General features: G+C 72.5%; 16 protein-coding genes. 9 read left to right on the top strand and 7 right to left on the bottom strand.

The annotated features are described in order from the left end of the window. Positions 1-28: 28 nt before the first annotated feature. The gene (locus ACTEI_RS26380; RefSeq protein ID WP_211344342.1) at positions 29-640 is read right to left on the bottom strand and encodes a TetR/AcrR family transcriptional regulator C-terminal domain-containing protein; all 612 of its coding nucleotides are present in this window, start codon (positions 638-640) and stop codon (positions 29-31) included. Between the two features lie 52 nt (positions 641-692). Between ACTEI_RS26380 and ACTEI_RS26375 the strand changes: the two genes are divergently transcribed. Then, on the top strand, positions 693-1,988 hold the full coding sequence (locus ACTEI_RS26375; protein ID WP_122980115.1) for an FAD-dependent monooxygenase: 1,296 nt from the start codon (positions 693-695) through the stop codon (positions 1,986-1,988). A gap of 244 nt (positions 1,989-2,232) precedes the next feature. Here ACTEI_RS26375 and dapE read toward each other — a convergent pair whose 3' ends face one another. Then, a complete protein-coding gene (dapE, locus tag ACTEI_RS26370; RefSeq protein WP_122980114.1) occupies positions 2,233-3,291 on the bottom strand; it encodes a succinyl-diaminopimelate desuccinylase in 1,059 nt (352 codons plus the stop codon). Positions 3,292-3,432: 141 nt separating this feature from the next. Between dapE and argH the strand changes: the two genes are divergently transcribed. Continuing rightward, a complete protein-coding gene (argH, locus tag ACTEI_RS26365; RefSeq protein WP_239082370.1) occupies positions 3,433-4,863 on the top strand; it encodes an argininosuccinate lyase in 1,431 nt (476 codons plus the stop codon). A gap of 674 nt (positions 4,864-5,537) precedes the next feature. Here argH and ACTEI_RS26360 read toward each other — a convergent pair. Next, positions 5,538-6,587, bottom strand: a complete 1,050-nt coding sequence (locus tag ACTEI_RS26360; RefSeq protein ID WP_122980112.1) for a LacI family DNA-binding transcriptional regulator — start codon at positions 6,585-6,587, stop codon at positions 5,538-5,540. 189 nt (positions 6,588-6,776) lie between these two features. Between ACTEI_RS26360 and ACTEI_RS26355 the strand changes: the two genes are divergently transcribed. Genes ACTEI_RS26355 through pulA form a run of 5 tightly spaced genes read left to right on the top strand, consistent with a single transcriptional unit; the run spans position 6,777 to position 17,729 of the window. Continuing rightward, entirely contained in the window at positions 6,777-8,036 is a 1,260-nt protein-coding gene (locus tag ACTEI_RS26355) for a sugar ABC transporter substrate-binding protein (RefSeq protein ID WP_122980111.1), read from the top strand. Then, complete coding sequence (locus tag ACTEI_RS26350; protein WP_122980110.1) at positions 8,036-9,634, top strand: ABC transporter permease subunit; 1,599 nt, start codon at positions 8,036-8,038, stop codon at positions 9,632-9,634. The genes ACTEI_RS26355 and ACTEI_RS26350 overlap by 1 nt, the downstream gene beginning before the upstream one ends. Beyond that, entirely contained in the window at positions 9,631-10,479 is an 849-nt protein-coding gene (locus tag ACTEI_RS26345) for a sugar ABC transporter permease (protein WP_122980109.1), read from the top strand. The genes ACTEI_RS26350 and ACTEI_RS26345 overlap by 4 nt, the downstream gene beginning before the upstream one ends. Further along, positions 10,476-12,275 (top strand): glycoside hydrolase family 13 protein, encoded by a 1,800-nt coding sequence (locus tag ACTEI_RS26340; protein ID WP_122980108.1) that lies wholly within the window; start codon positions 10,476-10,478, stop codon positions 12,273-12,275. The genes ACTEI_RS26345 and ACTEI_RS26340 overlap by 4 nt, the downstream gene beginning before the upstream one ends. Before the next feature lie 27 nt (positions 12,276-12,302). Then, a complete protein-coding gene (gene pulA / locus ACTEI_RS26335) occupies positions 12,303-17,729 on the top strand; it encodes a pullulanase-type alpha-1,6-glucosidase (RefSeq protein ID WP_122980107.1) in 5,427 nt (1,808 codons plus the stop codon). Between the two features lie 300 nt (positions 17,730-18,029). On the opposite strand, the gene ACTEI_RS26330 is transcribed toward pulA, so the two are convergent. Then, positions 18,030-18,932, bottom strand: coding sequence for a sulfite exporter TauE/SafE family protein (locus ACTEI_RS26330; protein ID WP_122980106.1), 903 nt, complete (start codon positions 18,930-18,932; stop codon positions 18,030-18,032). A 92-nt stretch (positions 18,933-19,024) separates the two neighbouring features. Beyond that, a complete protein-coding gene (locus tag ACTEI_RS26325; protein ID WP_239082371.1) occupies positions 19,025-20,032 on the bottom strand; it encodes a hypothetical protein in 1,008 nt (335 codons plus the stop codon). Between the two features lie 121 nt (positions 20,033-20,153). On the opposite strand from ACTEI_RS26325, the gene ACTEI_RS26320 reads away from it, so the two are divergent. Beyond that, positions 20,154-20,534: an STAS domain-containing protein gene (locus tag ACTEI_RS26320; RefSeq protein ID WP_122980104.1), complete on the top strand. Its 381-nt coding sequence runs from the start codon at positions 20,154-20,156 to the stop codon at positions 20,532-20,534. A gap of 226 nt (positions 20,535-20,760) precedes the next feature. After that, positions 20,761-22,389 (top strand): alkaline phosphatase D family protein, encoded by a 1,629-nt coding sequence (locus ACTEI_RS26315; RefSeq protein ID WP_187645943.1) that lies wholly within the window; start codon positions 20,761-20,763, stop codon positions 22,387-22,389. Positions 22,390-22,454: 65 nt separating this feature from the next. Here ACTEI_RS26315 and ACTEI_RS26310 read toward each other — a convergent pair whose 3' ends face one another. Together ACTEI_RS26310 and ACTEI_RS26305 are read right to left on the bottom strand one after the other, a co-directional pair. Next, positions 22,455-22,967 carry a hypothetical protein gene (locus tag ACTEI_RS26310; RefSeq protein ID WP_122980102.1) on the bottom strand — a complete coding sequence of 171 codons (513 nt, stop codon included), beginning with the start codon at positions 22,965-22,967 and terminating at the stop codon, positions 22,455-22,457. A gap of 52 nt (positions 22,968-23,019) precedes the next feature. Continuing rightward, the gene (locus ACTEI_RS26305) at positions 23,020-23,805 is read right to left on the bottom strand and encodes an MBL fold metallo-hydrolase (protein WP_122980101.1); all 786 of its coding nucleotides are present in this window, start codon (positions 23,803-23,805) and stop codon (positions 23,020-23,022) included. Positions 23,806-23,892: the final 87 nt, after the last annotated feature.

Genomic DNA, 23,892 nt, shown 5'->3' with positions numbered 1-23,892 from the left:
GTTCCCGGCGCGATCTCACGCCGGTGTCTCACGGGCTGCCCAGCAGCCGCGCGAGGCCGTGCTCGAAGCGTTCGCCGAACGACGCCGCGGTCAGGTGCGGCAGCACCCGCCGCAGCGCGGGCCGCTCGCCGACCTCCGGCTCGCCGGTGAAGCGGGCGGGTGCGGCCTGCTCCTCCTGGGTCAGGCCGAGCGTGAAGTAGACCAGGCTCCAGCACGTCCACACCGCCTCCCGCTCCGGCAGGCCCCCGTCGAGCAGCGCGCCGATCAGCGCCTCCGCGACGTCCAGGGTGGCCGGCTCGGCGGCGTACGTGCCGGCCACCACGGCCGCGCCGTCGCGATGGGCAAGCAGGGCCCCCCGGTACCGCCGCATGATCTCGGCGGCCCGCTCCCGCCAGTGCTCCGGCAGGCCGTCGAGCCGGACGCCGCCGATGATCGCGTCGGCCATCAGCTCGCCCAGCCGGGACCGGCTCTTGGTGTGCCAGAGCACCGTGTTCATCCGTACGCCGAGGCGCTCGGCGATGGCTCGCATCGAGACGGCGGCCGCACCCTGCTCGTCGAGCACCGCCAGCGCGGCCCGCACCACATCCCCTTGGCGCCCGGCATCCCCGGGATTCTTGGCATCCCCTTGACTCTTGGTCACTGACCAAGTGTACTCGACTCACATTGTTGGTCAGTGACCAAGGGAGGTAGGCATGGGCGATGTCGTGATCGTGGGCGCGGGCCCCACCGGGCTCTGGCTCGCCGGCGAACTGCGGCTGGGTGGGGCCACCGTCACCGTGTTGGAGGCGCGCGCCGAGCGGGACCCGAACTCCAAGGCGTTGACCATCCACCCGCGCACCATCGAGATCCTGGACACCCGTGGCGTGGTGGAGCCGTTCCTGGCCGAGGGCGTGCGGATCCCGGACGGCCACTTCGGCGGGCTGCCCGACCGGATGGATTTCGCGGCGCTGGACACGCCGTACCCGTACACGCTCGCGCTGCCCCAGGCGCGCACCGAGGAACTGCTCGAAGCGCGCGCCCGGCAGCTCGGAGCGACCATCCGCCGGGGCTGCCGGGTCACCGGTCTGGCCGGGCACGGTGTGGTGCTGGAGAGCGGAGAGGTGGTGGCGGCCCGGTACGTGGCCGGCTGCGACGGCGTCCGCAGCACCGTCCGGGCGGCGGCCGGCATCGCCTTCCCCGGCACCGGCGCCACCACCTGGGGCTGGCTCGGTGACGTCGTGCTCGACGCCCCGCCGGAGGGTGGCGTCGCCACCATCGCCGGTCCGCGGGGTGGCCTGATGGTCGTGCCGCTGGGCGCAGGGGTCTCCCGGCTCGTCGGCGCGGATCCGTCCACCGCCCGGCCGCAGTGGCCCGGCGAGCTGACCCTCGACGAGCTGCGCGCCACCGTGCGCCGCATCGCCGGCACGGACTTCGGGATGCGCGATCCGATCTGGCTCTCCCGGTTCGGCAACGCCACCCGGCAGGCCGCCACCTACCGCCGGGGCCGGGTGCTGCTCGCCGGCGACGCCGCGCACCAGCACTTCCCGACCGGCGGGGTGGGGATGAACGTCGGCATCCAGGACGCGCACAACCTCGGCTGGAAACTCGCCGCGGTGCTCACCGGCCGGGCCGGCGACGCGCTGCTGGACACCTACCACGAGGAGCGCCACCCGGTCGGCGCGGCGTTGCTGGCGCACACCCGGGCGCAGACCGCCCTGATGACCGCGTACACGCCGGAGGGGCAGGCGCTGCGGGCGCTGCTGAGCGGGCTGATCACGACCGCGCCGGACATGTCGCGGCAGCTGGCGGAGCGCCTGTCCGGGCTGGACGTCACCTATCCGACCGGCCGGCGGGTGGGCAACCTGTCGTTCCCCGACGGCACCACACTCTTCCAGCGGCTACGCGGCGGCCGGCACGTCGAGACCGAGGTGGGACTGGTGCGGCCGGACGGTCACCTCGCCCACCCGCCGGGCGGCGGCGCCCGGATCGCCGGGCAGCCGGCCGAGTAGGGCGCGGACGTCGCGGCCCGGTCGCGTACGCCCCGCGACCGGGCCGATCCGGCACGTCAGGCCGTGCCTCAGCCTCGCAGTGCGTCCGCCGGTCGCGGGATGAGGTCGCGCACCACAGGGTTACGTGGCGCCCGGCGCAACTCGCTCGCCAATCGCCGCAGATCGGCCTTGATCGTTGCCGGCTCCGCGCGTCCCGGGGTCTCCGGCACCGGTGCGGCAACCGCGCGGGCCTGCTCCATCTCTCTCAGCTGAGCCAGGTGGTCAGGTTGTGCAGCGCGGTCCGGATCTCCGGTACCGGCACGAACTCCCCGTCGGTGTGCGCCAGCAGCGGGTCCCCGGGGCCGTAGTTGACCGCGGGAATGCCCAGGCCCGCGAAGCGTGACACGTCCGTCCAGCCCAGCTTGGCCTGCGGCGCCCGGCCGACCAGGTCGACGAACTCCTTGGCGGCCGGCCGGTCCAGGCCCGGGCGGGCGCCCGGCGCCGAGTCGGTGACCTCCAGCTCGAAGCCGGCGAAGACCTCGCGCAGGTGGGCCTCGGCGGCCGCGACGTCCCGGTCCGGGGCGAAGCGGTAGTTGACGAAGACGGTGCACAGGTCGGGGATCACGTTCCCGGCGATGCCGCCCTCGATCTTGACCGCGTTCAGGCCCTCCCGGTACTGCAGGCCGTCGACCACCGGCTGCCGCGGCTGGTAGGCGCGCAGCACGTCGAGGACGGCGCCGGCGCTGTGGATGGCGTTGCTGCCCCGCCACGAGCGGGCGGCGTGCGCCGCCACCCCGGGCACGGTGATCTTCACGCGCATGGTGCCCTGACAGCCGCCCTCGACGGTGCCGTCGGACGGTTCACCGAGGATGGCGAAGTCGCCGGCCAGCCATGCCGGATGGTTGCGCACCAGCCGGCCGAGGCCGTTGAGCTTGGCCGCGACCTCCTCGTGGTCGTAGAAGACGTAGGTGACGTCGTAGCGCGGGGCGGTCAGCGTCGCGGCGAGGTGCAGCATGACCGCCACACCCGCCTTCATGTCCACCGTGCCCCGGCCGCGCAGCACGTCGCCGTCCTCGATCACCGGCAGGTTGTCCGCGATCGGCACCGTGTCCAGGTGGCCGGCGAGCACCACGCGGGTGGGCCGGGCGAGGGCGGTCCGGGCGACCACGGCGTCGCCGTCGCGCAGCACCTCCAGGTGACCGAACCCGCGCAGCGCTTCCTCCACGGCGTCCGCCAGTTGCTTCTCGTCGCCGCTGACCGACGGGATGTCACAGATCGTGCGGGTGAGGGCGACCACGTCGCCGGTGAGATCGAGATAGGCCATGCTGTAAGATTATCAGAACCAAAGCATTTTTATGCGTACGGCCGTCCCGGCAGGCGCGACGGCCCCGGGGGACACCTCGATGCTCCCGTCGCGACGATAGGGTCAGGAAGGCAGCGCAGAGTGAACGACCGAGGAGAAGGTGTGCCGGAGAGTGACGAGCCGACCCGGCTCTGGGGTGCGCGATTCGCCGGTGGCCCGGCGGAGGCCCTGGCCCGGTTGAGCGTCAGCGTCCAGTTCGACTGGCGTCTCGCGCCGTACGACCTGCTCGCCTCCCGCGCGCACGCCCGCGTGCTGGCGAACGCGGGCCTGCTCGACGCGGACGAGCTGGGCCGGATGCTGGCCGCGCTGGACGACCTGGAGTCGGCCTGCGCCACCGGCGAGTTCCGTCCCACCGTGGAGGACGAGGACGTGCACACCGCCCTGGAGCGCGGGCTGCTGGAGCGCCTCGGCGCGCTCGGCGGCAAGCTGCGCGCCGGACGGTCCCGCAACGACCAGGTCGCCACCGACCTGCGGCTCTACCTGCGCGACCACGCCCGCGGGGTGGCCGTCGCGCTGATCGAGCTGGCCGACGCGCTGACCGAGCAGGCGGCCCGCAACGTCGGCACCCCGGCGCCCGGCATGACCCATGTGCAGCACGCGCAGCCGGTCAGCTTCGGGCACTGGCTGCTGGCCCACGTCCAGCCGCTGCTGCGGGACCTGGAGCGGCTGCGCGACTGGGACACGCGTACCGCGATCAGCCCGCTCGGCTCCGGCGCGCTGGCCGGCTCGTCGCTGCCGCTCGACCCGGCCGCGGTCGCCAAGGAGCTGGGCTTCACCGCCCCCGCGGCGAACTCGATGGACGCCGTCGCCGACCGGGACTTCGTCGCCGAGTTCCTGTTCGTCACCGGGCTGATCGGCGTGCACCTGTCCCGTCTCGGCGAGGAGGTGGTCCTGTGGACCTCCACCGAGTTCGGCTGGGTGGAGCTCGACGACGCCTTCGCCACCGGTTCGTCGATCATGCCGCAGAAGAAGAACGCGGACATCGCGGAGCTGGCCCGGGGCAAGAGCGGCCGGCTGATCGGCGGCCTGGTCGCGGTGCTGACCATGCTCAAGGGACTGCCGCTGACGTACGACCGGGACATGCAGGAGGACAAGGAGCCGGCCTTCGACGCGGTCGACACCCTGGAGCTGCTGCTCCCGGCGCTGGCCGGGATGATCTCCACGATGACCGTCCGGGTCGACCGGCTGGCCGCCTCGGCCCCGGTCGGCTTCTCCCTGGCGACCGAGGTCGCCGACTGGCTGGTGCGTCGCGGCGTCCCGTTCCGCGACGCCCACGAGATCACCGGCAAGCTGGTGGCGCTCTGCTCGGCGCGCGAGTGCGAGCTGGAGGACCTGACCGACGACGACCTGAAGGCGGTCAGCGAGCACCTGGACCCGTCGGTGCGCGAGGTGCTCTCGGTCGCGTCCGCCCTGGCGGCCCGCACCACGCCGGGCTCGACCGGCCCCGGCCCGGTCGCCGACCAGCTGGCCACCGTCCAGCACAAGCTCGACACGTGGCGGCAGTGGGCGGTGGAGAAGGTCGTCCCCCGCTGAGCTCACGGCCGTGACCGCCCGCCGCGCCCGGACACCCGAGGCGCGGCGGGCGTCCGCGTGCCGGGGAGCGCCGTTCCATCCGGGACGGACCCGCCATGTCCGGGTGCCGGGGTGCGGCGGGCGTCCGCGTGCCGGGGAGCGCCGTTCCATCCGGGACGGACCCGCCATGTCCGGGTGCCGGGGTGCGGCGGGCGTCCGCGTGCCGGGGAGCGCCGTTCCACCCGGGACGGACCTGCCGCGCCTCGCGTGCCGGGAGAGCGCCAGTCCACCCGGAGCAGCTTCTCCGGGCCGGATCCTGCTGCGGCTGCCCGACCGGCGGCGACTGCCCGAGGCGCTGAAGGCCCTCCGTCAAGCACCGGGACACCGCACCACCGGGGTTAACCGGTTAAGAAAAGCCCTGTGATGTGGCTCACGCCAACAATGGTGACGTGGGTCACGGCTCAGATGTTGCGAAGCGTGAGGACCGCGGCGACGGTTGCTCACCGTGCGTTGCAAGATGCCCGCATGTCCTTGCGGAGGATGCCGGGAAGCGTCGCCGTCCAGCGGCCTCCTCGACCGGGGCCGGCCTAGACCAGGGCCGCCGCGCGCCGCCCGAACGAGGCGGAGAACACGCTCTCTCGCTCGCACGTGCCAATTTCTCTGGCATATTGTGCAAGAAATTGCAGCAACTTTCTTCAGGCGGCTGAGGCGTCGGCCGTCAGTTTGCGCCGTGCCGGGGCCATCGCGGTCGAGCTGCGGACCACCAGCTCGGGTCGGAAAAGGTACTCCGACCTGGGCGAGCCGTGCCCGTTGATCTCGTCGACCAGGGAGCGGACGGCGGCCACGGCCATCGCCGCGACCGGCTGGCGCAGCGTGGTCAGCGGCGGGTCGGTGAAGGCCATCAGCGGAGAGTCGTCGAACCCGATCACGGACACGTCGCCCGGGACGCTCATGCCGCGCCGGCGCGCGGCCCGGATGGCGCCCAGCGCCATCAGGTCGGAGCCGCAGATGATGCCGGTGGCGCCCTTGTTCAGCAGGCGTTCAGCGGCCACCTCGCCGCCCTCGACGCCGAACAGCGTCAGCTCCACCAGATCGTCCACCTCGGAGGCCGGGGTGCCCAGCTCGCGCTGCACGGCGGCCCGGTAGCCGGCGAGTTTGCGCTGCACCGGGCTGAACCGGTGGGGGCCGGAGATCAGCCCGATCCGCCGGTGCCCGAGCGATGCCAGGTGGCCCACCGCCAGTTCGCCGGCGAGCTGCTCGTCGCACGAGACGAATGGCGCGTCGATGCCGTTGGTGTGGCCGTTGACCAGCACGATCGGCAGCGGGCGGGCGAGCAGGCGCAGGTACCGCTCGGGGTCGGCGGTGGTGTCGGCGTGCAGGCCGGACACGAAGACGATGCCGGAGACCTGGCGGTCCAGCAGCATCTCCACGTACTCGTCCTCGGTGACCCCGCCGGGCGACTGCGTGCACAGCACCGGCGTGTACCCCGACTGGGCCAGGGTCGACTCGATGACCTGGGCGAACGCCGGGAAGATGGGGTTGTCCAACTCGGGCACGACCAGGCCGACCAGGCCGGCGCTGCGTTTGCGCAGCCGCTCGGGGCGTTCGTACCCCAGCACGTCGAGGGCGGTCAGGACCGCCTGCCTGGTTTCCGGGGAGACGCCCGGGCGGTCGTTGATGACGCGAGAGACCGTCGCCTCGCTGACCTGGGCTTGACGGGCGATGTCCGCCATCCGTGCACGCATGTTGTCACTGTAGTGCCGAGCTGTTACCGGCCAGCGGCCTGCAAGCTCTTCCATTGACTGCAAGAGCTTGCTAACGTCCCCGCAACAAGGACGACACCTTACCGATCCGGTGGGCGCGTGGCCGTGCCCGCGCTCCGGACACCCCCCTTTTTTCTCGCGCCAGATCCGTATCAGAACGGGAGCAGTCTCATGCGCATCCGAACCGCCGGTGTGATCGCGGCGAGCATGCTGTGTCTCGCCGGCGCCGCCGCGTGCGGCGACAGCAAGGACGACAAGGCCGCCGGGTCGAACGCCCCCTCGGCCGCCGCGGCCTCCGGCGAGCTGGTGATCTGGGCCGACGACAAGCGCTCCGCCGCCCTCCAGCCGTTCGCCGAGAAGTTCGGCCAGGAGAACGGCGTCACCGTGAAGATCCAGGCGATCTCCAAGGACCAGCAGACCACCTTCCTGACCGCCTCCCAGCAGGGCAGCGGCCCGGACGTGATGGTCGGCGCGCACGACTGGATCGGCAACCTGGTGCAGAACGGCGCGGTCGACCCGGTGCAGCTCTCCGACGAGCAGAAGACCGGCCTGCAGGCCGGCGCGCTCAAGGCGGTCACCTTCAACGGCCAGACGTACGGCGTCCCGTACGCCACCGAGAACCTCGGCCTGATCCGCAACACCGACCTGGCCCCGGCCGCCCCGGCCACCATCGAGGACCTGGTCGCGACCGGCAAGAAGCTGAAGGCGCAGAAGAAGGTCTCGGAGATCCTCTGCCTGCAGGCCGGGCAGAACGGCGACGCCTACCACGCCTACCCGCTGTACGCCTCGGCCGGCGGCTACCTGTTCGGTACCACCGCGAGCGGCGACTACGACGCCAAGGACCTGGGTGTCGGCAAGGCGGGCTCGATCGCCGCGTTCGAGAAGCTGCGCGCGCTCGGCGAGAAGGGTGACGGCGCCCTGAAGCGCTCGATCACCTCGGACAACTCGATCGCCACGTTCACCGGCAAGAAGTGCGCCTTCCTGGTCTCCGGCCCGTGGGCGACCGCGGACGTCAAGAAGGCGAACATCACGTACGACATCTCCCCGGTCCCGGGCTTCTCCGGCGGCAAGGAGGCCACGCCGTTCCTCGGGGTGCAGACCTTCTACGTCGCGTCCAAGGGCAAGAACAAGGCCCTCGCCCAGGAGTTCGTCACCAACTACGTGACCACCCCGGAGCTGGCCGTCGCGCTGTACAACGCCGAGCCCCGGCCGCCCGCGCTGACCGCCGCGCTGGACCAGGTCAAGGCGCAGGACCCGGACCTGGTCAAGTGGACCGAGGCCGGTAAGAACGCCATCCCGCTGCCGGCGATCCCCGCGATGGCCGCCATCTGGGAGCCGTTCGGCAAGGCCGAGGCCGCCGTCATCGGTGGCGCCGACGCCACGAAGACCGTCGAAGCCGCCGCCAAGACGATCTCGGCCCAGATCAAGTAATGACGACGCAGCTCGGAGGGCCCGCCACGCGGGCCCTCCCCGCCCCTGAGAAGTTCCGCGAACGCAGCGAGTCCGCCGCCGGGCGGATCGTCAAGATCGTGCTGCTCGGCCTGCTCGTGGCCACCGCGATCTGGGCGGCCTTCCCACTGGCCGAGGGCCGGCACTGGATCGGCCTGGGCGTCCTGGCCGCCACCACCGCCGGACTGCTGTACCTGTACCTGACCCGCCGGCACATCCCGGCCAAGTACCTGGTCCCCGGCACCATCTTCCTGATCGTCTTCCAGATCTTCCCGGTGCTCTACACGGCCAGCACGGCGTTCACCAACTTCGGTGACGGCCACCGCGGCTCCAAGGCGGACGCGGTCACCGCCATCCAGACCGCGTCGGTCACCCGGGTCCCCGGTTCCACCGAGTACGCGCTGTCCATCGCCACCGCGGGGGACCCGGCCACCGGCGCGCTGGTCTTCCTGATCACCGACCCGACGAGCCGGGCGGTGTCGATCGGCGACGCCGGCGGCCTGCGCCCCGCCCCGGGCGGCGTGACCGTCAACAGCGCCGGCCGGGTCACCGCCGCGCCCGGCTACACCGTGCTCAACGCCGGTCAGGCCAGCGCGCGCAGCCGGGAGATCACCGACTTCGCGGTGCCGACCGCCGCGGGCGCGATCCGCTCGGCGGGGCTGTCCCGGGCGTACGAGGGCAAGGCCGTGCGTGCCTACGACGCGGCCACCGACAGCATCCGGGACACCGTCACCGGCCAGGTCTGGCGGGCCGACGACGAGCTCGGCGCGTTCGTGGCCGCCGACGGCGAGCGCCTCGCCCAGGGCTGGCGGGTCGGCGTCGGGTTCGCCAACTTCACCCGGGTGCTCACCGACGACACCATCTCCCGCGACTTCCTCCGTACGCTGATCTGGGACTTCGTCTTCGCGATCGGCTCCACCGGCGGCACCTTCCTGCTCGGCATGTTCTGCGCGATCGCGCTGCAGTCCACCCGGATGCGGTTCCGCGGCTTCTACCGGATCGTGATGGTGCTGCCGTACGCCATGCCGTCGTTCGCGATGCTGCTGGTCTGGCGGGACATGTTCAACACCGACTTCGGCTTGATCAACAACGTGCTCGGGACCGGCGTCGACTGGCTCGGCACCGGGCTGACCGCGCAGCTGGCGGTGCTGCTGGTGCAGCTCTGGCTCGGCTACCCGTACATGTTCCTGGTGACCACCGGCGCGCTGCAGGCGATCCCGGCCGAGCTGACCGACGCCACCCGGGTCGACGGCGCCGGCCCGTTCCAGTCGTTCCGCCAGGTCAAGCTGCCGCTGCTGCTGGTCGCGCTGACCCCGCTGCTGATCTCGTCGTTCGCGTTCAACTTCAACAACTTCAACGCGATCTACCTGACCACCGAGGGCGGCCCGTTCCCCGCCGACAACCCGAGCAACGGCGCGACCGACCTGCTCATCACGTACACGTACCGGCTCGCCTTCGGCGGCTCCGGCGCCCAGTACGGCTACGCCGCGGCCATCTCGATCTTCATCTTCCTGATCGTGGCCGTGGTCTCCGCGGTGAGCTTCCGGCGCACCCGGGCCCAGGAGGAGGTCTACTCGTGAGCAAGTGGTTCAGGCAGGTCGGCTGGCGGCACCTGGTCGCCGTGCTGGCCGTGCTCTTCTCGCTGGGGCCGATCGTCTTCGTGCTGTCCGCCGCGCTCAACCCGCTGGGCACGCTGTCGTCGAGCACGCTGATCCCGACCGGCGCCTCGCTGGACAACTTCACCCGGCTGCTCTCGGACACCGACTTCCCGTCCTGGTTCCTCAACTCGGTGCTGATCGCCGGGCTGGCGGCCGCGGCCTCGGTGTTCCTCTCCGCGCTGGCGGCGTTCGCGTTCAGCCGGCTGCGCTTCGCCGGCCGGCGTGTCGGTCTGCTGTCGCTGCTGCTGATCCAGATGTTCCCGCAGTTCCTGGCGGTGGTCGCGCTCTTTCTGATCTTCTCGCGGATGACCGACCTGTGGCCGGCGATCGGCTTCAACACCTCCGCCGGCATGATCCTGCTCTACCTGGGCGGCGCGCTCGGCGTGAACACCTGGCTGATGAAGGGCTTCTTCGACACGGTCCCGAAGGAGCTGGACGAGTCGGCGACCGTGGACGGCGCCTCGCACGCCGCGATCTTCTTCCGGATCCTGCTGCCGCTGGTCGCGCCGATCCTCGCGGTCAGCGGCCTGCTCGCCTTCATCGGCACGATCAACGAGTTCCTGCTGGCCAACATCTTCCTCACCGACGGTGGCTCGAAGACCCTCGCGGTCGGCCTGTACGGCCTGGTCCAGGGCTCGGAGCGGAACACCAACTTCGGCATCTTCTGCGCCGGCACGCTGCTGACCGCGATCCCGACCGTGGGCGTCTTCATGTACCTGCAGCGCTACATCGTGGAGGGCCTCAGCGCGGGCGCGGTGAAGGGATGAACCGGCTGCTCCGGCCGCACCACGACGGCTCCGAGGGGTACGTCTCGAACCCCGCGCCGGCCCTGGGCGAGACGGTGGCGGTCTTCGTCCGGGTGCCGGCCGGCACCCGCGTGTCGCGGGTGCACCTGCGCTGGATCCGCGACGGCGAGCCGGTCTTCACCTCGGCGGTGGTGGACCGGCACGACGGCGGCGGCCAGTGGTGGCGGGCCGAGATCGAGGTCCGCAATCCGGTCACGCCGTACCGGTTCCTGCTGCGCACCGCGGGTGGCGCGGTGCGCTGGCTGACCGGTTGCGGCGTGACCTCCCACGACGTCCCGGACGCGACCGACTTCCGGCTGGTCGCCTACGCCCCGGCGCCCGCCTGGGCGCGCGACGCGGTGGTCTACCAGATCTTCCCGGACCGGTTCGCGAGGTCCGCCGCCGCGCACGCGCGGCCCACGCCGGACTGGGCGGTGCGCTGCGGGTGGGACGAGCCGGTCGCGGCCGCCGGTCCGCTGCGCGGCGCCCAGCTGTACGGCGGGGACCTGGACGGCATCGCCGAGCACCTGGACCACGTCGCCGATCTCGGCGCGAACACCCTGTACCTGACCCCGTTCTTCCCGTCGCGCTCCAACCACCGCTACGACAGCAGCTCGTTCGACGTGGTCGATCCGCTGCTGGGCGGGGACGCGGCGCTGGCGCGGCTCGCCGACGCGGCGCACGCCCGGGGGATGCGGCTGGTCGGCGACCTGACCACCAACCACACCGGTGCCGCGCACCCGTGGTTCCCGGCCGAGCGCGACCTCTACTACTTCACCGCGGACGGCGGCTACGAGTCCTGGCTCGGCGTGCCCAGCCTGCCGAAACTCAACTGGGGCAGCGCCGAGCTGCGCCGCCGGTTCGCGCGGATCGCCCAGCGCTGGCTGACCGGCCCGTACGCCCTGGACGGCTGGCGCATCGACGTGGCGAACATGACCGGCCGTCGCGGCGCCGACGACTTCTCCCGGGAGGCGGCCGTGCTGCTGCGTCGCGCCGTCGGGCAGGTCCGCCCGGACGCGCTGCTGATCGGCGAGCACGCCCACGACGCCACCGCCGACCTGGACCGCGACGGCTGGCAGGGCACGATGAACTACGCCGGCTTCACCCGGCCGGTGTGGAGCTGGCTGCGCGCCGCGGTGCTGCCGTTCGACGACTTCCTCGGCGTGCCCGGCGAGATCCCGGAGCGGGACGCCGGGGCCCTGGTGGCGACGATGAGCGCGTTCGCGGCGCAGATGTCCTGGCGGTCCTGGACCGCCTCGTGGCAGCTCCTCAGCTCGCACGACACCCCGCGGATCCGGTCGGTAGTCGGCGACGCGGCCCGCCACGAGGTGGCCGCCGGCCTGCTCGGCACGCTGCCCGGCACCCCGATGATCTTCGCGGGTGACGAGCTGGGTCTGACCGGGGTCAACGGCGAGCACTCCCGTACCCCGATGCCGTGGAACCGGCCGGAGACCTGGGACCGCCGCACCCACGACACCTACCGCGAGATCCTCGCGCTGCGCCGGGCGACGCCCGCGCTGCGCGCCGGCGGCCTGCGCTGGGCACACGCCGCCGGGGACACCCTCGCCTTCCTGCGCGAGAGCCGGGACGACGCGGTGCTGGTGGTGGCGCGGCGGGCGGGCGGCGAACCGCTGCGGCTGACCGGGCTGCCCACCGGCATCGACGGGACCAACCTGTACGGCGGCGCCGACGCGCTGAAGGTCGGCCCGGACGGATGTATCGAAATCAATGGAGACGGGCCTACCTTCCAGGTGTGGTCCGTTCGCCAGCGCCAATAGATCTCCACCGAATCGGAAGGGTGCATAGTGGCATCGAGTAAATCGCGGTTGACGACCGCGCTGCTCAGCCTTCTCCTACCGTTGATCGCGATCCCGGCGGCCGAGGCCTCGGCCGCTCCCGCCGAGCCCGGCGCGGCGGTCATCGCCCACTGGGGCTCCGACCGGCCCGCGAGCAACGAGCAGTACTACTTCGTCCTGCCGGACCGGTTCGCCAACGGCGACCGGTCCAACGACCGGGGCGGCCTGACCGGGGACCGGATGGCCACCGGGTACGACCCCGCCGACAAGGGCTTCTACCACGGCGGCGACCTGCAGGGCGTGATCGACAAGCTGGACTACATCCAGGGGCTCGGCACGACCGCGATCTGGCTCGCCCCGGTCTTCAAGAACCGTCCCGTGCAGGGCGCCGGCGCCGACATCTCGGCCGGCTACCACGGGTACTGGATCACCGACTTCACCCGGGTGGACCCGCACTTCGGCACCAACGCGGACCTCAAGAGGCTGGTCAAGCTCGCGCACCGGCGGGGCATGAAGATCTACCTGGACATCATCGTCAACCACACCGCTGACGTGATCAAGTACAGCGAGGACAAGTACACGTACGTCGACAAGACGGCCTCGCCCTACACCGACAGCGCGGGCCGGCCGTTCGAGGACCGCAACTACGCCACCGGGCGCAACGGGTTCCCGCGGGTCGACGCGAGCTCGTTCCCGTACACGCCGACGGTCGGCGCCGCGGACCGCGACGTCAAGGTCCCGGCCTGGCTCAACGACGTGACGATGTACCACAACCGCGGCGACTCGACGTTCTCCGGCGAGAACAGCGAGTACGGCGACTTCTACGGCCTCGACGACCTGTGGACCGAGCGGCCCGAGGTGGTCCGCGGGATGACGAAGATCTACGCCGACTGGATCACGAGCACCGGCATCGACGGCTACCGCCTGGACACCGTCAAGCACACCGACATGGACTTCTGGCCGCAGTTCGCCGCCGGGATCCGCAAGGCCGGCGGTCCGGACTTCTTCATGTTCGGCGAGGTGTACAGCGCCGACCAGGAGATCGAGTCGTCCTACGTGCGCCAGGGCGGCCTCCCGGCCACCCTGGACTTCTCTTTCCAGGAGGCGGCGAAGGGCTTCGTCACCGGCGCGAGCGCCGCCACCGCGCTCGCCGACGTGTACGCCCGCGACGACCTGTACACCGCGCGCGACACCGGCGCGGACCGGCTGCCGACCTTCCTCGGCAACCACGACATGGGCCGGATCGGCTCGTTCATCGCCGCCGCCGCGAGCGCCGACACCCGGCTCAAGCGCGACCAGCTGGCGCACGAGCTGATGTTCCTGACCCGCGGCCAGCCGGTCGTCTACTCCGGCGACGAGCAGGGCTTCACCGGGCCGGGCGGCGACAAGGACGCCCGCCAGGACCTGTTCGCCAGCAAGAGCGCGGACTACCTGGACGACGACCTGATCGGCACCGACCGTACCCACGCGGTCGACAACTACGACACCGGGCATCCGCTCTACCGGGCCATCGCCTCGCTCGCCAAGCTGCGCAGGGCCCACCCGGCTCTGGTGAACGGCGTGCAGCTGACCCGGTACGCGGCACAGGGCCAGGGCGTCTTCGCGGTCTCCCGGATCGACCGGGCGAAGCGCGACGAGTACGTGGTCGCCGCGAACAACGCCACCACCACGCAGACCGTCAGCTTCGCCACCTCCTCGCCGGGCGCCACCTTCACCGGCCTGTACGGCGGGGCGGCCCCGGTCACCGCGGATTCCGGCGGCCGGATCACGGTGACCGTGCCGGCGCTGTCGACCGTCGTACTCAGGTCGGGCTCGCACCTGCCCGCGTCGGCCGCCGCGCCCACCGTAAGCCTGCGCACGCCGCAGGCGGGCGCCCAGGTCGCCACCCGGACCGAACTGGTCGCCGAGACCACCGGCGACCCGCTCGCCACGGTCACCTTCGCGGCGCAGGTCGCGGGCGGCGAGTGGAAGCTGCTCGGCACCGCCGGCCGGGCGCCCTACCGGATCCACCACGACCTGACCGGGCTGGCCGGCGGCACGCCGGTGAGGTACAAGGCGGTGGTCCGCGACAGCCGGGGGCGGCTCGCGTCGTCCTCGACGAGCATCACCGTCGGCACCCCGGCCGCCCCGTCAAGCGTGGACTACGCGATCGTGCACTACCAGCGCCCGGCCGGCGGCTACGCCGACCAGGGCCTCTACACCTGGGGTGACGTCGACGCGTCGATGTCCACCACGTGGCCGGCCGGTCAGCCGTTCGCCGGTGAGGACTCCTACGGGCGGTTCGCCTACGTCAAGCTGGCGCCGAACGCCAGGAACGTCGGTTTCATCGTGGTCGGCAAGGACGGGACGAAGGACACCGACGCGGACCGGTCGCTGGACCCGGGCAAGACGCCGGAGGTGTGGCTGAAGCAGGGCGACCCCGCGGTGTACCCGTCCCGGCAGGCCGCGACCGGCGAGCCCGACCCCGCCCCGGACCGATCCGAAGCGGTCATCCACTGGCGCCGGGCGGACGGCAACTACGACGGCTGGGGCCTGCACGTCTGGGACGGCGCCGCCACCGGCACCGACTGGGGCAGTCCGCTGAAGCCGGCCCGGATCGACTCGTTCGGCGCGGTCTTCGAGGTGCCGCTGGCGGACGGGGCGGCCGGACTGAGCTACATCATCCACAACGGCGACGCCAAGGACCTGCCCACCGACCAGCGCCTGACCCTCGCCGACACCGGCCCCGAGATCTGGTTGCTCGCCGGGCAGGAGAAGCGGCTGCTGCCGCTGGTCAGGAGCGCCGGCGCGACCGGCTCGACCGATGTGTCCAAGGCGTCGGCGGTCTGGCTGGACCGCTCGACGATCGCCTGGAAGACCGGCACCGGCAGCACGCTGCAGCAGGTCGGCGCGGGCACCGACGGCAAGGTCTACGACCTGGTCCACTCGGCGACCGGCGGGATCGGGGTCGCCGACGGCGAGCTGACCGGCTCCTATGCCAGCGTCCGGCTCACCCCCCGGCGCACCGGCCTGACCGAGGCGCAGCGTGCCCGGTTCCCGCACCTCTGGCAGTACGGAGCGTTCCGGCTGGGCGCCGCGGACCTCGCCCGGATCCTGCGCGGCCAGGTGGTGGTCACCGAGCGTGACGCGGCCGGCAAGCTGCTGGCCGCCACCGGGGTGCAGACCGCGGGCGTCCTCGACGATCTCTATGCGGGGGCCACCGGCGCCACCCTCGGCCCGGCCTTCTCCGGCGGCCGGGTCTCGGCCGCCGTCTGGGCGCCCACCGCGCAGGACGTCCAGCTGGAACTGCACGGCGGCGGCACGCCGGTGCTGACGCCGATGACCCGCGACGACCGGACCGGTGTCTGGTCGGTCCGCGGGCCCGGAAGCTGGTACGGCAAGTACTACCGGTTCCGGGTCACCGCGTGGCAGCCGGCCGCGCGGAAGGTCGTCACCGCCTCGGTGACCGACCCGTACTCGGTGGCGCTGTCCACCGATTCCACGCTGAGCCGGTTCCTCGACCTCAGCGACCCGGCGCTCGCCCCGGCCGGCTGGGACAGCCTGCGGAAGCCGGCCGCCACCGCGCCCGCGAAGATCCAGATCCAGGAGCTCTCGGTACGGGACTTCTCCATCGCCGACAGCTCGGTGCCGGCCGCCCGGCGGGGCACCTACGCCGCGTTCGCCGCGCCGGGCTCGGCCGGGATGACACAGCTGGCCCGGGTCGCCGCGGCCGGTGTCACGCACCTGCACCTGCTGCCGGTGTTCGACTTCGCGACCATCCCGGAGAGCCGGGCCGACCAGGCGCAGCCGGCCTGTGACCTGGCCGCGCTGCCGCCCGACTCCGACCAGCAGCAGGCCTGCCTGGCGAAGGTGGCCGCCACCGACGGCTACAACTGGGGTTACGACCCGCTGCACTACACCGTCCCGGAGGGCGGCTACGCCGTCGACCCGGGCAAGCGCACCCGGGAGTTCCGCGACATGGTCGCCGGGATCAACAACGCCGGTCTGCGCGTGGTGATGGACGTCGTCTACAACCACACCTCGGCGGCCGGCGTGGACGCCACGTCGGTGCTGGACCAGATCGTGCCCGGCTACTACCAGCGGCTGCTCGCCGACGGCACGGTGGCGAACTCCACCTGCTGCGCCAACACCGCGCCGGAGAACGCGATGATGGGCAAGCTGGTCGTCGACTCGATCGTCACCTGGGCCCGGCAGTACAAGGTGGACGGCTTCCGGTTCGACCTGATGGGCCACCACCCGAAGGCGAACATCCTGGCCGTGCGGAGGGCGCTGGACCGGCTCACCCTCGCCCGGGACGGCGTGGACGGCAAGAACATCTACGTCTACGGCGAGGGCTGGAACTTCGGCGAGGTGGCCGACGGCGCCCGTTTCGTCCAGGCCACCCAGGCGAACATGGCCGGCACCGGGATCGGCACGTTCAACGACCGGCTGCGCGACGCGGTCCGCGGTGGCGGCCCGTTCGACGAGAACCCGCGGATCCAGGGCTTCGCCTCCGGTCTGGCGGACCAGCCGAACGGCGACCCGGTCAACGGCACGGCGGCCGAGCGCACGGCCCGGCTGCGGCACCAGCAGGACCTGATCAAGGTCGGCCTGACCGGGAACCTCGCCGGGTACCGGTTCACCGACGCCTCCGGCCGGGTGGTCACCGGCCGTGACGTCGACTACAACGGCGCGCCGGCCGGTTACACCGCCGCGCCGGCCGAGGCGGTCACCTACGTCGACGCGCACGACAACGAGATCCTGTACGACGCGCTCGCGTACAAGCTGCCGCAGGCCACCCCGGCCGCCGACCGGGCCCGGATGCAGTCGGTGGCGCTGGCCACCACCGTGCTCGGGCAGGGTGTCGGGTTCGTGACCGCCGGCAGCGAGCGGCTGCGCTCCAAGTCGCTGGACCGCAACTCGTTCAACTCGGGGGACTGGTTCAACGCGATCGAGTGGGACTGCACGAAGGGCAACGGCTTCGGCCGGGGCCTGCCGCCGGCGGCCGACAACGAGTCGAAGTGGCCGTACGCCCGGCCGCTGCTCGCCGACGCCACGCTGAAGCCGGACTGCGCGGCGATCGAGCTGGCCGACGCCCGCTACCGGGAGCTGCTGCGGATCCGGGCGTCGTCGCCGGTGTTCGGCCTGGCCACCGCGAAGCAGGTGCAGGACCGGCTGGCCTTCCCGCTGTCCGGCCGTGCCGAGACGCCCGGCGTGCTGACCATGACGCTGGACGCCCGAGGGCTGGACAGCCGGTGGAAGTCGATCACCGTGGTGTTCAACGCCACCGCGGCCACCGCCACCCAGCGGGTGCCCGCGCTGGCCGGTCGCCGGATCACGCTGCACCCGGTGCAGCGGGGCTCGGCGGACCCGGTGGCGCGGACCGCGTCGTACGCCCCGGCGACCGGCACGTTCACCGTGCCGGCGCGTACCGTCGCGGTGTTCGTGCAGAGCTGACCTTCCCCGATCTCGGCCCCGCTCACCCGATCAGCCCGGGTGGGCGGGGCCGGCTCGTGCGCGCGGGGCGGATCTCAGCCCGGCCGCGGCGCCCGGCGGACATCCGGCCCCGTTGCCCTCGTCGTGGTGGACGACCGTGCCGACGTTCTCCGGCAGGGCGTCGCCCGGGATGTCCTTGCCGTAGTCGGCGGCGACGATGTCGCGGTGCGGGGTGTCGTGCAGGCGGTTGACGTGGTTCGCCAGCGAGGACGGGCTGTGGTGGAACGGATCGGCCCGGGTGGGCCGGACTGAGCCCGCCGGTCAGACGGCGACGGTCTCCCGCTCGGCGGCCTCGGCGGGCGTGCCACCGGCCGGCGGCCTGCGGAGCCGGCCGGCCACGCCGAGCGCGACCGCGACCAGCGCCGCGGCGCCGGTCACCGCGCCCACCAGCGGGGTGGGGACGTCGAATAGCTTCAGCGAGCTGGCCAGCAGCACGATGATCAGCGCGGCCCGGACCAGGCCGCCCGGCGCCCGCGAGGAGATCCGGGAGCCGATCAGCACGCCCGGGATGGAGCCGAGGACCACCGCGCCGGCGATGTCCAGCTGCAGGTCGCCGAAGAGCGCGTGGCCCAGGGCGGCCGCGGTGACCAGTGGGATGGCCTGCACCAGGTCGGTGCCGACCAGGTCGTTGGCGCGCAGTTTCGGGTAGACCGCGAGCAGCGCCACGATGATCAGCGAGCCGGAGCCGACCGAGGTGAGCCCGACCACCAGCCCGCCCATGATGCCGATCAGAATGGTAGGGATCGGCTTGACGGTGATCTCGGCCGCCGGCCCGTCGCCGTTGCGCCGGCTGGTCCACGCCTTGAGGATCATGCCGCCGGCGGCCAGCAGCAGGGCCGCGCCGAGTGCGATCTTCACCATGTGCTGCACGTCGGCGTCGTCGCCGAGCAGGCGCAGCAGCAGGACGCCGAGGAAGGCGCTGGGGATGCTGCCGGCACACAGCCAGCCGACCAGCTTCCAGTTCACCGTGCCGCGCCGGGCGTGCACCGCGCCGCCGAACGGCTTCATCACCGCGCTCGCCGCGAGGTCGCTGGAGATCGCGGCCACCGGGTTGACATGGAAGAGCAGCACCAGGATCGGTGTCATCAGGGCGCCGCCGCCCATGCCGGTCAGGCCGACGACGACACCGACGCCGAGCCCGGCGAGGGCCATGGTGAGATCCATGGCCGGAAGTGTGCTCGACGATCACCCACCTTGTCTACTAAATCAGTTGAGATTGTCGACTTTCCCGGGAGCTGGGACAACCGAACGGGGGATCAGCCGGTGAACGACTCCCAGTCCAGGCCGAGCTTGCGCAGCCGGCGCAGCAGGGCAGGGTGCCGGACACCGACGTACATCTCGAGCCAGTCCGCCTCGTCCGCGCCGAGCAGGACCACCGTGCCCGGCCCGGCGTAGCACCGGGAGAACAGCGACGGCCACCGCATCGGCCGCAGCGGCACCCGGCGCAGCGGGGCGACCACCCGCCGGGCCTGCGCCCGGTCGACGAACGCCATCCCGCCGAGCGGCCCGTCCATCGCCGCCCGGGCCAGGGTGGAGTGCAGCAGGAAGCCGCACAGCCGGTCACGCTCCGGCAGCAGCCGGTCACCGAGCCCGTCGTAGTAGACCCGGGGGTCGTCGCCGTCCGGCTCCCTCAGCAACGTGAACACACCGTCGCCCTCGTGCCCGAAGGGGATCAGGCCGTCCGGGCGCGCGGGCGCCGGCTCCGGCAGGATCCGGCTGGACCGGCCGTACACCTCGGGCCGTCCGGCGGCGGCCCGGTGGAAGGCCCGCAGCGCGGTGGGCAGCTCCGCGGCGAGCGGCGGCGGGCCGGGCGCCGGAACCTCGGCGAACCAGCCCGCGACGAACCGCTCCATCGCGCCGATCGGGTCGGACGGGACCCGGTCCAGCCAGTCCACCCCGGGCGTGACCCGGCCGAGCAGCTCCGGCGGGATCGGCGCCTCGAAGCGCAGCCGGATGTCATGCAGCGCGCCGCGACGGTAGCCCAGCTCGGTGGCGCGCGGCACGCCGAGCGTCAGGCAGCCCCCCGGCAGCCGGGCGAACGCGTGCACCGCCGGGCGCAGCATCCCGGCCAGTCGCTCCTCGACCAGCCGGGGGAACGGCCCGGGCAGGATCATCTCGGTGGTGTCCTCGGAACGGCCGATCACCACCACGGCGTCCCGGCCCACCGCGTAGGCGGCGTCCGCCCCGGTCAGCAGCGTCGCCCCCGGGCCGGCCAGCGCGAGCGCCTCGGGTTCGGCGATCACCGACCAGAGTTCGATCTCCACCGCCACACGGTAGACGCCGGGCAGCCGCGCGGTGTGCCCGTGACGCAGCCCTCATGCCGGACGGCGCCGTCTTATCGTGCTGTTGGCCGCCCGTACACATGTTCCGGGTAGACCGGAGGGCATGGGCGAAGTGCGCTGCGTGATCCACCGTGACCCGGACAAGACCGGGCCCGCCGTCTTCCTTCACCTGGACGGCAGTTTCGATCGCAGGTCCGGTGCCGGTCTGCGCCGCGAGCTGCGGCAGGCCTTCGACCGGGCGCGCGGCGCCCGGGTGGTGGTCGACATGGCCGGTGTGGATCTGATCGGCAGCGAGTGCATCGAGGTCCTGCTGGTCGGTTACACCCGGGCGCTGCGCAGCGGCCACGGCTACCAGGTGGTCAACGCCCGCGGGCACGTCCGCCAGGCGCTGGAGGCCACCGGGCTGTGCCCGCGCAGCGACGACCGGCTCTACGCCCCGGCCGCCGAGGACGCCATCGAGGCGGCTCTCGCCGAGCTCGGCTGAGCGGCGCCGGACGTCGTCGAGGCGGGCTCTCGCCGAGCTCGGCCGCGCGGCTGACGGGGACGCCGATCGAGGCGGCTCTCGCCGGGCGCGGCCGAGAGGCGCCGGGAGCCGGCCGGGCCGCGCTGAGGCTACCGGCGAGTTAACTTCCGGACCGGTCGGTGAAGGCCGGTCGAACATCCGACTCAACGCATTCATGCGGCTCGCTGCCTCTGCTAGAGAGAACCGCATGACTGTCCTTCCTCGCGCCGCGGTCGGCCGCCGTACCGTCCTGCTCGCCGGCCTGTCCGCCGGCGCCGGCGCGGTCGCCGCCGCGCTTCCCTCGGCCGCCTCGGCGGCCGACACGTTCTTCCAGCACGGCGTCGCCTCCGGTGATCCGCTGCCGGGTGGCATCCTGCTGTGGACCCGGGTCACCCCGACCCCCGAGTCGGCGCCCGGCTCCGGCGCCGGCCCGCGGGTCGATGTCGCCTGGCAGGTCGCCACCGACGCCGGATTCGGCGCCGTCGTGCAGTCCGGCACGGTCACCACCGGACCGGAGCGCGACCACACCGTCAAGGTGGACGTCACCGGTCTGAGCCCGGCCACCACGTACTGGTACCGCTTCGGACATCACGGCAACTGGTCGCCGGCCGGCCGGACGATGACCGCCCCGGCCGCGAGCGACGCCGTGGCCCGGCTGCGGGCCGGTGTGGTCAGCTGCGCCAACTGGGAGGCCGGTTACTTCGCGGCGTACCGGCACCTGGCCGAGCGGGGCGACCTCAACCTGGTCGTGCACCTCGGCGACTACATCTACGAGTACGCCACCGGCGACTTCACCGCCGGCGGCGCCGTGGTCCGCCGGACCGCCCCCGAGCACGAGACGCTGACCCTGGCCGACTACCGGATCCGGCACGCGCTCTACAAGACCGACCCGGACCTGCGCGCGCTGCACGCCTCCGTCCCGTGGATCATCACGTGGGACGACCACGAGGTGGCCAACGACATGTGGAGCGGCGGCGCGGAGAACCACACCCCGGGCGCCGAGGGCGACTTCGCGGCGCGGGTGGCGGCGTCCCGGCAGGCGTACGCGGAGTGGATGCCGGTCCGGCTGACCGCGGACGGCAACATCTACCGGCGGCTGCGCTACGGCGACCTGTTCGAGCTGTCCATGCTCGACCTGCGGACCTACCGCTCGGAGCAGGCGGACGGCACGGACGTGGACGACCCGGGCCGGACGATCACCGGCGCGAGCCAGATGTCCTGGTTGACCGAGGGCCTGGTCGGCTCCACGGCGATCTGGAAGATCGTCGGCAACCCGGTGATGATCTCCCGTCTCGACGTCGCAGCCCTGCCGGCCTGGCTGCTCGGCCCGCTCGGCAAGCTGATCGGCGTCCCGCAGAACGGCCTGATCCTCAACGCCGACCAGTGGGACGGCTACAACGCCGACCGGGAGCGCCTGGTCGACACGCTGCGCGCGCACGGCACCCGGGACGTCGTGTTCCTCACCGGCGACATCCACACCTCCTGGGCCAACGAGCTGACCACCAGGGACACCGGCACCACCGACCCGGCCGCCGCCGAGTTCGTCGTCCCGTCGGTGACCAGCGACAACATCAACGACTTCCTGGGCACCAGCGCGGGCGGCCCGCTCAGCGTGCTCGCCGCCTCGCTGATCCGGGCGACCAACCCGCACGTCAGGTGGGTGGAGACCGACGGGCACGGCTTCGGGGTGCTCGAGGTGACCCGGTCGCGCTGCCGGATGGACTGGTACCACCTGGCCGACCGCACCCGCAAGGACTCCGGCGCGCGGTGGGTCCAGGGCTGGTCGGTGGGGCGCGGCTCCTCGAAGATCCGCAGGGAGTCCGCTCCGGCGGCGTGACCGTGGGCACCGGGCAGGCGGCGCGGTCCGGGAAGCCGCGCCGCCGCTGCCCTCGCCGGGGCCGGTCAGTCCGCGTGCTCGGTGGCGCGCGCCGCGCACAGGAACGTGCCACCGACCGCGAACGCCCCCAGCACGGACAACGAGATCTGCTGCTCGTGGTCGAGCTGGCGGTCGTACTCCGCCGCGGTGACCGCGGTGACCCGGTCGTGGTCGACGAGGACGTACTGTCCGTCCCGGACCTGCGGGTTGCCCTTCAGCGCGATGAACGCCAGCACGATGGCCAGCCAGAAGCCGAAGAAGGCGGCTCCGGCGACGATCGCCGCCCAGGTCGGCACGTGGGGCGGCACCCAGGACGCGAGGCTCCACAGCCGCAGGGGCCGCCGGGTGCGGTAGGCGCGCCGGTTCGCGAGGATGCCGGCCGCGAAACCGGGCACGGTCAGCAGCGCCGCGACGCCCACCCCGACCGCCTGGGGGACCGGACGGTGGCCCAGGGCGAGGGTGACCACCAGGACGGCCGACCACAGCACCCCGGCCCCGCACAGCACGCTGTACCAGAGCAGCCCTCGACGCGACATCATCACCGCAGACGCTAGTGCCCGGGCGCGGGCCGCGCGGAGGTTTCACGTTACGTCAGCGCACCCGTAGCGGCAGCTCGAAGGTCTCGCCCCGGACCAGCGGGTGCACCCGTTCCCGGCGGCGGACCAGGTACTCGCTGAGCGGCGACTTCATCACCCGGTAGTCGTCGTAGTGGATCGGCAGCGCGATCCTGGGGTTGATCAGCTCGGTCAGCGCGGCGCCCTGACGGCCGTCCATGGTCACCAGCAGGCCGAGGATGCGGGTCCCGCCCAGGTGGATCAGCATCGCGTCGATCTCGCCGCAGCGCTGCTTGATCTCGCCGAGGAACGGCCGGTACAGCGTGTCGCCGGTGATGTAGAGGCGCACCAGCGGCTGGCCGTCCTGCTCCCACTCCACCAGGGAGCCCATCACGTCCGGCAGCAGCCGGTCGACGAGGCCGGGGCCGTGCCGGCCGGGCAGCGCGGTGATCCGCAGCGTCTGTCCGGCCCGGTGCCACTGGTGGGCGTCCCACACCGGCAGGCCGCGTACCCCGGACCATTGTTTGCGCAGCCGCCGTTCGGCCTGCGGGGTGGTCAGCATCGGCAGGTCGCGGGGAACGGTCCGGCGCGCCGCCCGGTCGAAGTGGTCGCCGTGCAGGTGCGACAGCAGCACCGCGTCGAGCGGCGGCAGGTCCGGATAGGTCATGGCCGGATCGGTGAGTCGCCGGGTCCACATGCCGTAGCCGAGGTGGACGCGGCTGCCGGCGCGACCGAAGGCGGGATCGGTGAGCAGTGTGAAGTCGCCCAGCCGCAGCAGGGTCGTGGCGTTGCCGACGAAGGTGACGGTGGCAGTCGGTGTCATTGCAGGCGGCTACCCGTGCCCGGGCGGCCGAAACTCTGCTAACCTGGTCCGTTGTCATGTCGATAGAGACATGAAGGCCGACTGAAC

Source organism: Actinoplanes teichomyceticus ATCC 31121, from assembly GCF_003711105.1.
In the GTDB taxonomy this organism is placed as follows: domain Bacteria; phylum Actinomycetota; class Actinomycetes; order Mycobacteriales; family Micromonosporaceae; genus Actinoplanes; species Actinoplanes teichomyceticus.
This window is presented reverse-complemented; position numbering and strand designations above follow the sequence as displayed.